The following is a 16,253-nucleotide window of genomic DNA, read 5'->3' as shown; positions in this document are numbered from 1 at the left end:
TTTAACAAAATAGGGTGTGTATTAACAAATGTTTAGAACACTCTATTTTACTTATTGGAATCAGAAGGGTCAGGTGGTATAATTTACATAAAAGAAGCAAGTGAGGAAGGCAAAATGAAGAATTTAAAATCTATACATATTAAACTAGCAATGATAACAGTATTATTTATTTGGACAATAGCTTCATTAGTTATCGTTTTTAAAAATATAGTTGGAGATTTTACTATAGGGTTAGTAGTGGGAAACATTTTTCTATTAGTGATTGTATATTTGTATCTATTAGTAGACTCCATATTAAAATTAATAAAGTTAGATTCCAAGAACATAAAAGATAGGGGATTTAAGTTTATAGTATTTTTTATCCTAATAGTTATTTTGGATTTTATCCTATATTATTTTACTAAAGCCAAGGGTTTAAGATTAAGTACAAGCGTACCAGTGTCAATTGTACTTTCATTAGGAATTTCTCTTTTTGATTTACCTTTTATAACTAAAATTAAGGAAGATGATAAGGATGAATAATAATATTTTAATAATTGAAGATGATGTATCCATAAGTGATATGGTAAAAAATTATCTAATAAAAGATGGTTTTAGTGTTACAACTGCTTTTGATGGAGAAGAAGGAGTTGTAAAATTTCTTAATGATGATTTTGATTTAATAATATTAGACCTAATGTTACCTAAACTAGATGGACTTGATACTATGAAAATAATAAGGAATAAAAGTTCAGTTCCTATATTAATAATGTCAGCTAAAGGTAGTGATGTGGAGAAGGCTGTAGGACTAGAGCTTGGAGCAGATGACTACATAGCTAAACCTTTTTCAATGATAGAAATATCAGCAAGAATAAAGGCTGCTATTAGAAGAGCTACTAAATATTCAACTAACAAAGAAGACAATATAATAAAAATCAAAGATATAACTATAGATTTAGATAGCTTTTTGGTTAGTAAAAATGGTGAAAATATTCAACTTACATCAAAAGAATTTGATATATTAAAGTTATTTGTAAAGAATCCTAATAGAGTTTTTACAAAAGCTCAAATTTACAGTTTTGCATGGAAAGAAGAATACTATGGAGATGAAAATGTTATAAATGTACATATGAGAAGACTTAGAGAGAAAATTGAAGATGATCCTTCAAAGCCTGAATATATAAAAACCTTGTGGGGAATTGGGTATAAACTGGAGGTAAACTAATTTGCTTATTATTTTATGTATTGTAATAGCTATATTAATCTGTATTATTTTGTTTCAGTATTTTTCGCAAAAAGTTAGAAATGAAAACTTAGTATATATAAAGGGAAAATTAAAACAAATATTAAATGATAATAGCGAAGAGAAGATATTGGTTGTAACTGATGATAAGGTTTTAAAAGATCTATTATCAGAAATCAACAAACTTTTAGAAAACAATCAAATGATTTTAGCTGAATATAGAAAAAAAGAAGATTCTATGAGGAAAATGCTTTCAAATATTTCTCATGATTTAAAAACTCCCCTTACTGTAGTTTTAGGTTACATAGAGACCATAAATTTAGATAAAAGTATGCGTAGTGATGAGAAAGAAGTTCTTTTAGAGAAAGTGCATGACAAAACTATTGAGGTAATTGATTTAATAAATAAGTTTTTTGATTTAGCTAAATTAGAATCAGGGGATAAGGATATTTCTTTGACTAGGATAAATATAAATGAGGTATGCAGAAAAAATATACTGAACTTTTATGATATATTAAATTCTAAAGGATTTGAGGTAGATATTAATATTCCAGAAAAAGATTTATATGCCTTTGGAAATGAAGAAGCACTTGATAGAATCTTAAATAATTTACTTTCTAATTCTGTTAAATATGGAACAGATGGCAAATTTATAGGATTAAGTATAGAAGAAAATGAGAAATCTATTTATATACATGTAATAGATAAAGGAAGAGGAATAGAAGAAGATAAAATAGATAGGGTTTTTGAAAGAATGTATACACTTGAGGACTCAAGAAATAGGGTTTTTCAAGGCAGTGGACTAGGTCTTACAATAACCAAAAGATTAGTTGAAAAGATGAATGGTGAAATATTTTTAAAAAGTATACCTTATAAAACAACAACATTTACAGTTAAGTTAAAAATAATAGACTATTAAATGAAACCAAGATGTATGAAATTATAGCATCTTGGTTTTTAAACTTAAGTATTTTGTAAGATTTGATTAATAAAAAAGAGAAGTTGAAGATTTAGAATAAACTTAGAGATAAGGTAATAAAAGGAGTGAGAGCATTGAAATATATATTAAAAACTACAAACTTAACAAAAACATTTAAGGATAAAAATGTTGTTTCAAATGTTAATATGAACATTAAAAAAGGTGAGATATATGGATTTCTAGGACCAAATGGAGCAGGAAAAACTACAATCATGAAGCTTATTACTAACTTAGTTAAACCAACTGAAGGAGAAATAGAAATCTTCGGAGAAAAGCTCACAAACACATCATATGAAGTGTTAAAAAGAATGGGAACTATAATTGAGTACCCAGTATTTTATGACAAAGTAACTGGAAGAGATAATCTTGAACTTCATTGTGAGTATATGGGATATCATAATAAAGAAGCTATTGATAAAGCACTAGATTTAGTAGATTTAAAGGACATTGAAAATAAAGCAGTTAAGGATTATTCATTAGGAATGAAACAGAGGTTAGGAATAGCAAGGGCTATATTAACTAAACCGGAGTTATTAATATTAGATGAACCTATTAATGGACTTGATCCTATTGGTATAAAGGACATGAGAAATTTACTTAGAATGTTAAATAAAGAATATGGAATGACTATCTTAATTTCAAGCCATATCTTAAGTGAAATAGAACAAATAGCAGACACTATTGCAGTAATAAATAATGGAAGATTGGTTGAAGAAGTTTCTATGGAAGAGATTAGAGGGGAAAAGAGTGAGTATATAGAAATTATAACTAAGGATTGTTCTATAGCTGCTTTTGTTTTAGAAAACAACTTAAATATAACCAATATAAGAGTCGAAGAAAATACACTTATAAGAATATATGATTTAAGGTTAAGCCAAAATGAGATATCAAAGGCTTTAATTCTAAATGACGTTAATATAGAAGCAATAAACAAAAAAAATAATTCTTTAGAAGATCATTTCTTAAAGTTATTAAAGGATGGTGAAAGAAGTGCTTAATTTAATAAAGCTTGAATATAAAAAGGCAAAAATAAGTGTTAAATCAGTTGCTATAACCAATATAATATTAGTTCCATTAATAATGGTTACTGTTTACCTAGCTAAGGCTGAAGGAGATTTACCTATATATGACTATGGTACTATGTTTGAGTTTGGTGGTGTAATGGTAAGATCAGTATTTTTAGTTTTTACTGCTGTAATAATATCTAGGGTTATGATTAGCGAATATACAACTAAAACTATAAATATTATGTTTATGTACCCAATAAAAAGGATGAAGATAATGGTATCGAAAGTGATTTTAATATTAAGTTTTTCCTTTTTAAGTATGTTTTTATCTAGCATATTCGTAAATATATGTATATATATTATAAATAAGTTTATTTATATTTTTGATGAAAGATTGACATTAGAGATAATTTCAAAAGGGTTAGTTAATAATTTTATTTTTTCTTTAATCTTTTCTTTTATTAGTTTAATTCCAATGTTCGTAGGTATGAAGAAGAAGAGTACAGTAGCTACTATAGTAACATCAGTTATAGTACTTAGCATACTAGGCAATGGGGTTCAAGAATCAATAATAATTACAACTGCTATGGGGGTTATCGGAATAATAGCTTCATATCTATCTATAAGAAATGTTGAAAATGCTGATTTATTAAACTGATAAACACCACCTTGATTAATTTCAAGGTGGTGTTTATCTTACAATTTTATACTATATTCATTACGAGTAGCAAAATGATCATAACCAGCTTTAATGAATGCATTTGCCATAGGAACATTATTTATGTCAGTATCTGTTTTAATTACATCAACATCATTATCTAAAAGTATTTTGGTTCCTAGGGAAAGAAGAACATCTACATACCCTTTACCACGCTTTTCAGGAACCACACCTATATGACCTATAGTTCCAAATGAGGGTGCAATAGTAGGCATAACTAAACCTATTAGTGAATTATCAATTTTATCATATATTAATTTCCACCAAGAGGGTTTATAATGCATATTCTTAAGATATTTAAAGTTTTCTTCTGCTTGAGCAAACGCACCTATTGAGTTTATATCAAAATTAATTCGTTCATCTAAGGTAGATTTTGAAACTTCAAGTATAGCTTTAATATATTCACTGTCATCAACATCTTCTAAAGATCTGATGATAAAATTTTCGTAATTAAAGTTAACTAATGGAGCACTTGATGAGTAGATGAATCTTTTAGTTTTTCTAGAAACTTTAAAACCAGAGGTTTCTAGAAGTTTAGACCTTTTATTAAAGTGTTCCTGCCACTGAGGATATTGAGCTGGGGAATCTAAAACATATCCCAAATTAGCAATAGATAGATCTTTAGAGATATCTTTAATCTTTTCTAAAAATAAAGTTCCTAGTTCTAAATACTTCTTATTTGACCAATCTAAATCTAATAAAACTATATCTAGTGGTTTATCTAGTTTAGGAAGAGACCAAAATATAAATTTTCCTAAAAAATCACCATTATTTTCTAAGACATAACACCATTCTAATCTTGTGCAGCCAGATTCTAAAAGCTCAGTAACATATTTTTTTATATCTTCTAAATTTTCATGGCTAGTTCCTATTGATAAGAATCTAGGAAATTCACCTATTTGTATGGGACGAACTGTAATATTTATCATAGAGTACCTTCTTTCTTTTAAATAAATGTTTTTTATTAATAATAAACATTTTCATCCCTCCTTTTAAATTTAATAGTAAGAAAATAAATTTCTATAATTATTATATAATCATTAATAGAATTTTAAAAGAAAAATTTGGGTTTTAGATTCAGCTACTGATATAATAATAGGTATAAATTAATTTTATAATATGAAAGGAAGTATTAAATATGGCATTGATAGATTGCAATTTTCACTCATATGTACTAAATACAAAAGTAAATGTAAGAGTAGTAATTCCAACATTATTTGATATGAATAAATATGAAAAAACTTTGGATGAAGTTTATCCTATTAAAAAGTTTAAAACTTTATATTTGTTACACGGAATGTTTGATGATTATAGTTGCTGGACTAGACATTCTAATGTTGAGAGATATGCTGAAGAGAAAGATCTAGCATTAGTAATGACTTCAGTTCAAAATAGCTTTTATGTAGATACAGAATACGGGCATAACTACTACACATTTATTACGGAAGAACTTCCAAGGTTTGTTAGAATGACATTCCCTTTATCAGATAAAAAGGAAGATAATTTTATTGGTGGATTATCAATGGGGGGATATGGTGCACTTATGATAGCACTTAGAAATCCGGATAAATTTGCGGCAGCTGTTTGTTTATCAGGAGCTGTTGATGCTTTGGAAAGCGTTGATTTTTCGAATGAACCTCCTTTTATTAAGTTAAAGGCAATGTTTGGAGAGAATCCTGAAAAGGTTAATCCATATAAAATATATTCTCTTATAGAAAATCTGACTAAAAACGGTCTTAAACTTCCAGGAATATATCAAGCTATAGGAACAGAGGACTTTTTATATGAATCAAATGTTAGATTTAAAAAGTATCTAGAAGAAAAAGGAATTTCATCTACTTATGAAGAAGGACCAGGAGGACATGAATGGGATTTTTGGGATACTTATATTAAAAAAGCAATAGAGTGGCTTAATTTATAAATAGGATAAAGCTTAAATTAAAAGGTGATTTGATGAGTAATATTATTATAGATGTAATAACAAAAACAATAGTAGAAACATTATATTTGACAGCAGTTATAATTGTAATAGGCTTTATTTTAGGAGCATTAAGAAATAATTCACTCAAAAATTTTCAAAAAAGATTTGGAAGTAAGTCACTTATGATTACAGGTTTTATAGGAGTACCTATCCATGAATTAAGTCATGGATTAATGGCCTTACTCTTTGGGCATAAAATAACTGAGGTAAAACTTTTTCAAAAACCAGATGCAAATGGAACTATGGGATATGTAAAACATAGTTATAGAAAAAATAATTTATATCATGAGATAGGTAACTTTTTTATAGGAATTGCGCCTATGTTTGGAGGAACTATATCAATTATAGCTTTAATGAGATTTAGTATTCCTAAATCATATTTTAATTTAATTGAAATTCTTGAAAAAGGATTAAAGTTCGAAGTATTAAATAAAGAAGTTTTTTATAATATACTTATTTTATATAAAAGTTTTATAAGAAATATTTTTCTTATAGAAAATTTTAAAAATCCCTATTTCTATTTATTTTTATTTCTATCAATTTGCATAGCTTCTCATATATCCTTAAGTAAGGCAGATGTAAAAGGAGCTTCAAAGGGATTAGATGTTATATTTCTCTTATTACTTATACTTAATGCAATAGGATTTTCAAACTTAATATCTGAAGTAATTATTATAAAATATAACATTTTAATGACTTCTATATTAATTTTAGCAGTTGTTCTTTCATTAATTACATATGTCATAAGTGTAATTCTTTTGGAACTGAAGATTTAAACATTTAATTAAATTAAGAAAAATAAGATGCCGAGTAAGTTCTCAGCATCTTATTTTAAATAGTGTGTTGAAATATAAGCTGAGGACCTTTAGGTCCTATTTTTTTTATTGAAGTATCAGTGTATCCGCAACGTAAATATAGGTTTTGAGCAGGCGTATTTTTTTCATTTACAGCCAAGATTAGTTGGTTTATGCCTGAAAAGTTATTTTTTATAAATTCAAGAACAAGCTTTAAAGTTTGTTTTGCATATCCATTTTTTTGAAACCTATAATTAATTGAAAAAGAACGTAATAAAATTGCATTGGGATTATGTATAAATTCCATTATATCTCTACCGTAATGAAGAATAAAAAAGCCAACAACCACATCATCGAGTAATACAACAATAGGAAACCTGTGTCTATCAGATAAGCAAAGATGAAGCACATCTTTAGGAAGCGCGGTAAAAACTTCTTGTTCTGGTGGAAGACAGAACCTTAGTAGTTCTGGAAGGTGTTTTTCTTTATAAAAATCTAAAGTTATAATGCTTGACATCTTATCCTATAAACCCTCCTTGATTTACTATAATTACTGAGATTATAACATTATAAAATTTAAGAGTAAAGCTAAAATTAATAACCTTAAATATTAATTATGAAATTTATTCTAAATAATATAAAAATATAAATTTAATTATTATTGTAGTAATAATCAAAAAAAATGAATATTTTATAGTATTACTAAGTTTTAGAGGTGATGGATAATGCTGCCTAACATAGAGACTATAGATCCAAATTTTAATTGGAATGATTCCAATTATATTTTGATCGAATACCAAGGTAATATAGAAAGTCAGATGAGTAAGTTTCCAAATGCGAGATTAATAATAGTGGATAGAAGTCGTGCTGTATTGGTGGTTTTAGGAAATCTTTCAGATGTCATAAAAGGACTTGGAGTATATGTTTCTAATGTAGAGCTTAATGCATTATATTCTCCGTGCGAGACATCACCTGGAAATGCTGCTGGAGCTGACTTATTTCATACAAGTCCATATCTTCAATTAGATGGAACGGGGACTATTATAGGAATTTTAGATTCTGGAATAGACTATTTAAATGAAGAATTTAAAAATGAAGATGGAACTACAAGGATATTAGCGATGCTAGATCAAGGTGGCAGAAGAGACTATTCAAGTGAGGATATTAATAATGCAATAAAGGCAAAAAATCAAGGGTTAGATCCATATTCAATAGTACCACTTAGAGATGACCAGGGACATGGTACTTATATGGCAAGTGTTGCAGGAGCTAGGGGAGTTAATCCAGATATTATAGGGGTTGCACCTAAATGTCATTTTGCAATAGTTAAGTTAGCTATAGCTGATGAGCGTACGAAAAGTGAATATGCGGTTGTTGGAGATAGCCCAGTGTACACTACAGTAGCGTTGATACTTGGAATGAGATATTTATACGAAGTAGCAGTTAGGTATAATATGCCAATGGTGATTTTAATACCATTGGGATCTAATACTGGACCTAAAGATGGATTAAGTACAACTGAAAGATTTATGGATGAAATTTCTGCTACTAGAGGAATAACATTTGTGACACCTACAGGAAATCAAGGAGATGGAGAAAATCATGCTTCTGGAGAATTAACGAATGTAGGTGATGTATCAGAAATAGAATTAAAGGTAGATAGTAATCAAAGAAATATATGGATGGAGATTTGGGTCAAAAATCCAGATAAGTTTACATTATCAATAGTATCTCCAACAGGTGAAATAGTACAAAGGGTTCCACCTATTCCTAATAGGCAAACAGAAGTAAGTTTTCTATATGAAGGAACTAGGATGATTATTGAATACCTTTTACCTGAAAGGCAAACAGGAGATGAGAGAATAATTATAAAAGCTACAAATATTAAAGAGGGTATATGGAAGTTTAGACTTTTAGGGGAATTAGTTGTAACTGGAAGATATGATGCTTATTTAGTTTCAAGACAGTTGTTAGCGCCAGAAACTAAATTTTTAAGACCAGATCCATATATAACATTATCAACACCATCAACAGCCACTCAAGCTATAACAGTGGCAGCTTATAATCAAAGTAATAACTCTGTAGTTGGGTTATCTGGAAGAGGTTATACAAGGGACGGGAAGATTAAACCTGATATAGCAGCAGGAGGGGTAAATGCATTAGTTGCATCTGTAGGAGGTGGAACTCAAACCATTACTGGTACAAGTGTAGCAGCTGCAGTTACAGCAGGATGCTGTAGCCTAATATATGAGTGGGGTATAGTTGAGGGTAATGACCCATCTTTATATTCACCAAAACTTAAGACTTATTTAATAAGAGGAACAGAAAAAAGATTAGGTGATACATATCCCAATAGGGAATGGGGGTATGGGATGCTCAATTTAAAGGGAGTATTCGATAATATTAGATTTTTAGTTTCTGAAAATAAAAAAAGAAACAGATATAGAGATGGATATTATGTAGGAAGTTTATTTGTAAGACTTCCATAATGAATTAATATAAGTCAAATAGCAATGATTTAGAGGTGTTTATTATAGAAACAAATAAGTTTGATAGTGGATTAAATTTGTTAAACAATGTCCCAGGACAACTAATATATAAAGTGGTTGCTTTATCGGAAAATGAAAAAATAAACCAAGGTAATGTTGAAGTTATAGTATTGTTTGGAGATAATTTAGAGCAAATTGTAAGTTCTACTGCCAAAATAGGTGGAGTGTTTGAAAATTTAGGTTTTGGTTTTGGAATAGTAACTGTTAAAGCATCAGATATTAGAAGATTATCAGAACTTGAAGGAGTTCAATATGTTGAGCTTCCTAAGGTGTTATTTACATCTGACTATTATAGTAATAGAGCTTGCTGTGTTTTAAGCGCTTGGGAAAGTTATGGTCTTTCAGGTGAAGGGGTTATAGTTGGGTTTATTGATACGGGCATAGATTATACTCATCCTGCATTTAGAGATGAAAACGGAAATACTAGAATAGATTATATTTATGATTTAGGGGAAGATAGAAGAGTATATAATAGTACACAAATAAATGAAGCTATAAGAGCACAAAACCCATATTCAGTAGTAAATGTAAGGGATCCTTTAAATCATGGAACACATGTTGCTGGAATAGCTTGTGCAGGTGGAAGAGTTCCCAGGGTAAACTATGGTGTAGCTTATAAAAGTTCAATAATAATGGTTAAAACAGCAAGAGGCGGGCTTTTAAACTATGCCTTAAGCACACAGATAATGAGAGGAATAAAGTTTATTGTAGATAGGGCAAAAGAATTAAATAGACCAAGTGTCATAAATATAAGTCTAAGCACTAATGATGGTGCGCATAATGGAACTAGTTTATTGGAGCAGTATATAGAGACTATATGCAAGCTTGAAAGAGTAGCGATAGTTGTAGCTGCTGGAAATGAAGGTGATGCTGCACATCATACACAAGGATTATTAGAGAATACTAATAATATTATATTAAGTATTTCGGAAGCAGAAACATCAGTATCTTTACAGTTATACAAGCCTCTTTTAAGCGAATTGTCTATACAAATAACAAATCCGCTAGGAGAAAGAACAGGAAATATAGTCTTAAATGAAGGATATAAAGAAATGAGTATAGGTAAGGATAGGTGTATTATTTATAATACTGGGCCTAAACCTTTTGACATAAATGGAGAAATAATTGTAAGCATAGTCCCTTCAGCAGACTATGTTCCAAGTGGTCAGTGGAGTATAAACTTACAGTTATTAAATGAGTATAGAGGGGTTTACAACATATGGCTTCCTATATCAGAAGCTTTAAATACAAAAACGAAATTTCTAAATCCAAGTGTATATAACACGTTAGGCATACCTGCAACGGTACAAAGTGTTATATCGGTTGGTAGTTATAATTACTTAACCAATTCGATTTCACCATTTTCAGGAAGAGGAAAAATTGAAGTAGGATCTTTTAATAAACCTGACCTTGTTGCACCAGGTGATGAGATATTATCAACAGTTTCAGGAGGTAGCTTTGAAACTAAGTCTGGAACCTCGATGGCAGCACCACATGTAGCGGGAATATGTGCACTGCTCTTAGAATGGGGAATCGTAAGGGGAAATGATCCGTTTTTGTTTGGAGATAGGCTTAAATATTACTTATCCAAAGCATCAAAAAGAGAAAGAAAAGAAATAGTTTATCCAGATCCTACTTGGGGATATGGTACTATATGTGCTTATGATTCATTAAGGCTTTTAGGTGCATCAAGGGGAAGAGAAAATTTAAATGAAATGTCTAGACAAAATATAGAATATGCTTTAGTTGAATATCAGGGAGATATAGTTGGAGAGGCTAACAAACTTAATGGCGTAAATGTTCAAATTATAGATAACGAGAGAGCACTAATACAAACAACGGTAATGTCAATTGATGATGCTATAGCTTCCTTAAGAAATAGGATAACCTATGTATCACCAGGCGCAATATATACATTGTGTGATATTTCTCCACTTCAAGCTTCAGGGGCAATTATGTTCCAAGATACAAATGCACAAAACAATTTTTTATCTTTAAGTGGATCACAAGTCGTAGTTGGTATAATTGATACAGGAATAGATTATTTAAACGAAGAGTTTATTAATGAGGCGGGGAATACAAGAATTATTTCTATTTTTGACCAAACTGAAGAAGGTGGAAGAAAAATAGTAGGACATCCAATAGGAAGTGAATTTATAAGAGCAGACATAAATAAAGCTATAGAAGAAATGAAGCAAGATAGAGATCCATATGCTGTTGTTCCATCAAGAGATACAATAGGTCATGGCACAAGCATGGCTGGAATTGTTGGGGCAAGAGGGGTTAATCCTGATATTATAGGAGTGGCTCCAAAATGTGAGTTTGCAATTGTTAAATTAAAGGAGGGAAGTCAAGGACTTAGAGATTATTATGGAGTATACGGGAATAGACCTGTATTCTATAGTATTGATATTATTTTAGCCATTAATTATTTATATGAATTAAGCTTAAATATAGCAAAACCTATGATAATATTACTGCCATTGGGCTCGACTATGGGGGCTCATAATGGATTTTCATCCACTGAGAGGTATATAGATAGAATTTCTAAAAGTCGGGAAATAACATTTGTAGTTCCGACAGGTAATGAAGGAGAAGCTTTTACGCATACATCTGGAGTAATACGAAATCAAGGTGGAATAGATAATATTGAATTACAAGTTGATAAAAATCAAAAAGATATAAGATTAGAAATATGGGTATCTAAGCCAGATAAATTTGCATTATCTGTGGTTTCACCTTCAGGAGAAATCGTAGAAAGAGTACCGCCTAAACTCAACGAAGCAACACAGATAAACTTTATATATGAGAAGACACAGATGTCAATAACTTACTTCATTCCAGAAGAAAAAACTGGGGATGAAAAGATAGTTATACTTGCACGTAATATAAGAGAAGGTATTTGGATTTTTAGACTTATTGGAGATTTTGTGTCAACAGGACAATATAATGCGTGGCTATTACAAAAAGAGCTATTAGCACCTAGGACTATGTTTATTAAGCCTAATCACTATACGACACTAACACTACCTTCAACATCTTTAGAAGCTATTTCTGTAAGTTATTATGATCAGAATTATGATACCATAGTAGAAAGTTCAGGACGTGGCTTTAGTAGTGATGGAAGAATAAAACCAGATCTTGCAGCAGGAGGAATAAATGCATTAACTACTGGTCTTGAAGGTACAAATGTTCTTGTAAGCGGATCCAGTGTAGCAGCAGCAATTATAGCTGGATGTGCGGCTCTTATAATGGAGTGGGGTATAGTAAAGGGTAATGATACAGGAATGTATGCAACCAAGATGAAAACTTATTTAGTTAGAGGAACAGATAAAAGGCCAGGAGATGTATATCCTAATCCTGAGTGGGGATATGGAACTATTGATATGAAAAAGGTTTTTGACAATATAAGAAGTCTAGAGAATAAAAGTTATAGAGAAATTTCTCCAAAACCATCAGAAAATAAATTTCTAGAGGAAAAAGGAAGGAATTATTTGGTTGAGTACAATGGAGATATAGTTGAGGCTGTAAAAAGATTTCCTAATACCTATGCTTATGTAATAGATGATACTAGAGCTATAATAGCTATAGAAGAGTCTTTTGTTAAAGCTATAGATATAATTTCATCTATTCCCGAAGTAATTGTTATAGATTCAGGAGCAGTATTTACACTCTGTGATATTTCTCCTATAGAAGCCTCCGGGGCAAACTTGTTTTACAATAACATATATCTACCTTTAGATGGAAGAGGGGTTACAGTAGGAATAATAGATACGGGAATAGATTATTTAAATAAAGAATTTATGAATGATGATGGAACTAGTAGAATATTGTCAATTTGGGATCAAACTATAGAAAGTAATCAAGAGACCACAGGATTAATTCAAGGTACTATATATAGTCAAGAACAAATAAATAGAGCAATAAATGAAAGTGCTAATGGAAGAGATCCTTATGCAATAGTTCCATCTAAAGATGAACTTGGTCATGGAACAAATATGGCTGGAATAATAGCTGCAAAAGGGACAACACCTGTATTTAGAGGAGTAGCACCTAAATGTGATTTAGCAATAGTTAAACTTAAGGAAGCATCGAATATAGTTAAAGATTATTATGGAATCTATGGTAATGCGCCAGTGTTTAGAAGTACTACACTCTTTATGGCAATAAGACACTTATATGAGCTTTCATTATCATTAAACAGGCCAATGGTAATATTTCTTCCACTTGGTACTAATAATGGACCTCATAACGGAGATGGATTTACAGATAGATATATAGATGAGATATCTTCATATAATGGGATAACAGTAGTAGTACCTAGTGGAAATCAAGGAAATACTAACACACATACATCCGGTCTTATAAAAGGGGTTGGAGATGTTGGTATTATAGAACTAAGAGTTGGAAGGAATCAGTCAAATATACGTTTTGAAATATGGATATCAAAGCCAGATAAGGTTTCGATATCAATAACTTCACCATCAGGAGAAGTTATACAAAGAGTTCCACCAAAACTTAAAGGTTTTACAGAGGTTAACTTTGTTTATGAAGAAACTAATATGATTGTTGAATATTCAATACCAGAGGAAATCACAGGAGATCAAAGAATAACTATAGTATGTAGAAAAATGAAACCTGGTATTTGGAAGTTTCAATTAACTGGAGAGTTAATTGTAGTTGGAAGATATGATTCGTGGATACTACAAAAAGAATTACTAGCTGAAGATACTAGATTTCTTAATCCAGATCCACAGATTACTCTAACTGCTCCATCAACATCATCTGGAGCTATAAGTGTAGCTTTTTATAATCAAAATAATAACTCTATAGTACCTGAATCTGGTAGAGGATATACACGAAAAAATTTAATAAAACCAGATATAGCAGCTGGAGGGATTAATCAGATAACTACAGATGTTAATGAAGGAACTAAGCTAGTATCCGGTTCTAGTGTGGCAGGAGCTGTTTTAGCTGGATGCTGTGCCTTAATAATGGAGTGGGGTATTGTAGATCAAAATGATATAACCTTGTATGCAACCAAAGTTAAAACATACTTAATAAGGGGAACTAGTAAAAGACCTGGAGATATATATCCAAATCCTGAATGGGGTTATGGGATGTTAAATATGAAGGGTGTTTTTGATAATATAAGAGGGCTGGTTTACGAAAATAGAGAGCTAGTAAACATTCAAAACATAAATTATTTTAACCAAGATACCCATAGAGGGGTATTAATTGAGTATCAAGGGGATATTAGAAGTGCTATGGCAAAATACCCTAATACCGGGTTGTATATATTAGATAATAGAAGAGCAGCTATTGCAATTCCAATTGAAAACTCAGATGCTTTTATAAAATCAATACCACAAATAATATATAATGATCCAGTAGAAGCATATACCTTAAGTGATATATCACCAGTAGAAGCTTCTCAAGCTCCATCATTTATAAATAGCTCAAATTTTGCATTAGATGGTACAGGGGTAGTTATAGGACTTGTGGATACAGGGATTGATTATTTAAATGAACAGTTTATTAATGAGGATGGAACCTCTAAAATTCTGACTATATGGGATCAAACAATAGTTCCATCTATAATAAATCCAGAACTTGTAGGTGGTGTAGAATATAGTAAAGAAGAAATAGATAGGGCAATACAATTGAAAGCAAGTGGAGGAGATCCATACTCAATAGTTCCGTCTAAAGATGAAGTTGGGCATGGTACTCATATGGCAAGTATACTTATAGGAAGAGGTACAATTCCAGAACTTCAAGGAGTATCACCAGGAAGTAATATAGCAGTTGTAAAGCCAAGAATGAGTAGTAAAAAGGGAAGGGAGTTTATTGGCATATATGGAGATGTTCCTAGTTATAGAGGAACTGGAGTATTTTTTGCAGTCAGATATTTGTATGAGTTGGCTTTAAAATTAAATAGACCTATGGTTATATATGTTCCTTTAGGAACAAATACGGGAGCTCATAATGGAACTACTTTCTTAGAAAGATATATAGATGAAATATCAAATCGTAAGGGAATAGTAGTTGTAGTACCAACAGGAAATCAAGGAAATACAGACACCCATACATCAGGAATGATAGAGTTTGTTGGAGATTCAAAAACAATAGAGCTAAAAATAGGACCAAGGCAAAAAGATATTAGATTTGAGATATGGGTGACAAAACCTGACAAGGTTTCGCTTTCAATAATATCACCTACAGGAGAGATTATAAAAAAAATAGTCCCTAAATTTAAGGAAGATGCTGATATAAACTTTGTATACGAAAAAACTAGGATGTATATATCATTTTTAATACCAGAAGAAATTACTGGAGATCAGAAAATAGTTATTTTTGCAGAAAATATTAAAGAAGGTATATGGCAATTTATTCTAATAGGTGAATTAATTACAGTAGGTAGATACGACTCTTGGTTATTACAACGAGAGTTAATAGCACCAGGAACAGCTTTTCTTAACCCAACAAGCAACACTACATTAACAATACCATCAACATCTGAAAGAGCTATAAGTGTAGGTTATTACAATCAAAACAATAATAGTATTGTACCAACCTCGGGTAAAGGATATACAAGAAATAATATTGTGAAACCTGATATAGCAGCAGGGGGAGTGAATCAAATAGTTGCTTCTGTTGGAGGAGGAACTCAAGTTGTATCTGGATCAAGTGTAGCTGGAGCAATAACGGCAGGATGTAGTGCATTAGTACTTCAGTGGGGAATAGTAAATAATAATGATCCAAATATGTATGCTTCAAAGGTTAAAACCTATTTAATAAGAGGAACCAATAAAAGACCGGGGGATATTTATCCAAACCCTAATTGGGGATATGGAATGTTAGATTTTAGAATGGCTTTTGAGGCAATAAGAAGTAGTCCTGAAGAGGAAATTTTAGAAGGTAATAGTAGAGAGTATTATCTTAAAAATCTATTTATTAGGCTACCTAAAGAGCGAGATTCTAAGTAAAAATCATAAAAAGGAAC

Annotated in this window: 11 protein-coding genes; 9 read left to right on the top strand and 2 right to left on the bottom strand. The window is 30.6% G+C overall.

Features of this window, described 5'->3' with window-relative positions:
• Positions 1–114: 114 nt before the first annotated feature.
• From BUA92_RS18330 to BUA92_RS18310, 5 genes are all read left to right on the top strand, one after another.
• Positions 115–522, top strand: a complete 408-nt coding sequence (locus BUA92_RS18330) for a hypothetical protein (protein WP_073022058.1) — start codon at positions 115–117, stop codon at positions 520–522.
• Positions 515–1,204 carry a response regulator transcription factor gene (locus BUA92_RS18325; protein WP_073022056.1) on the top strand — a complete coding sequence of 230 codons (690 nt, stop codon included), beginning with the start codon at positions 515–517 and terminating at the stop codon, positions 1,202–1,204. Before BUA92_RS18330 ends, BUA92_RS18325 begins: the two co-directional genes overlap by 8 nt.
• Before the next feature lies 1 nt (position 1,205).
• A complete protein-coding gene (locus BUA92_RS18320) occupies positions 1,206–2,141 on the top strand; it encodes a sensor histidine kinase (RefSeq protein WP_073022053.1) in 936 nt (311 codons plus the stop codon).
• 134 nt (positions 2,142–2,275) lie between these two features.
• Positions 2,276–3,199 (top strand): ABC transporter ATP-binding protein, encoded by a 924-nt coding sequence (locus tag BUA92_RS18315; protein WP_073022051.1) that lies wholly within the window; start codon positions 2,276–2,278, stop codon positions 3,197–3,199.
• Complete coding sequence (locus BUA92_RS18310) at positions 3,192–3,866, top strand: ABC transporter permease (RefSeq protein WP_073022049.1); 675 nt, start codon at positions 3,192–3,194, stop codon at positions 3,864–3,866. Before BUA92_RS18315 ends, BUA92_RS18310 begins: the two co-directional genes overlap by 8 nt.
• Before the next feature lie 38 nt (positions 3,867–3,904).
• On the opposite strand, the gene BUA92_RS18305 is transcribed toward BUA92_RS18310, so the two are convergent.
• Entirely contained in the window at positions 3,905–4,855 is a 951-nt protein-coding gene (locus BUA92_RS18305) for an N-acetyltransferase (RefSeq protein WP_073022046.1), read from the bottom strand.
• A 209-nt stretch (positions 4,856–5,064) separates the two neighbouring features.
• Between BUA92_RS18305 and BUA92_RS18300 the strand changes: the two genes are divergently transcribed.
• Positions 5,065–5,847, top strand: coding sequence for an alpha/beta hydrolase (locus BUA92_RS18300; protein WP_073022044.1), 783 nt, complete (start codon positions 5,065–5,067; stop codon positions 5,845–5,847).
• A gap of 32 nt (positions 5,848–5,879) precedes the next feature.
• Entirely contained in the window at positions 5,880–6,683 is an 804-nt protein-coding gene (locus BUA92_RS18295; protein WP_073022041.1) for a hypothetical protein, read from the top strand.
• A 55-nt stretch (positions 6,684–6,738) separates the two neighbouring features.
• Here the strand turns inward: BUA92_RS18295 and BUA92_RS18290 are convergent, their stop codons facing one another.
• Positions 6,739–7,218 (bottom strand): GNAT family N-acetyltransferase, encoded by a 480-nt coding sequence (locus tag BUA92_RS18290; RefSeq protein WP_073022039.1) that lies wholly within the window; start codon positions 7,216–7,218, stop codon positions 6,739–6,741.
• 208 nt (positions 7,219–7,426) lie between these two features.
• Between BUA92_RS18290 and BUA92_RS18285 the strand changes: the two genes are divergently transcribed.
• Both BUA92_RS18285 and BUA92_RS18280 read left to right on the top strand, forming a co-directional pair.
• The gene (locus BUA92_RS18285; RefSeq protein ID WP_073022036.1) at positions 7,427–9,190 is read left to right on the top strand and encodes a S8 family peptidase; all 1,764 of its coding nucleotides are present in this window, start codon (positions 7,427–7,429) and stop codon (positions 9,188–9,190) included.
• Between the two features lie 35 nt (positions 9,191–9,225).
• Entirely contained in the window at positions 9,226–16,236 is a 7,011-nt protein-coding gene (locus BUA92_RS18280) for a S8 family peptidase (protein ID WP_083553588.1), read from the top strand.
• The last annotated feature ends 17 nt before the right edge of the window (positions 16,237–16,253 follow it).

Origin of the sequence: Clostridium intestinale DSM 6191, from assembly GCF_900130055.1 — a bacterium.
Taxonomy (GTDB): domain Bacteria; phylum Bacillota; class Clostridia; order Clostridiales; family Clostridiaceae; genus Clostridium_T; species Clostridium_T intestinale.
The sequence above is the reverse complement of the archived record's forward strand: the minus strand, read 5'-3'. Positions and strand labels throughout refer to the sequence as shown.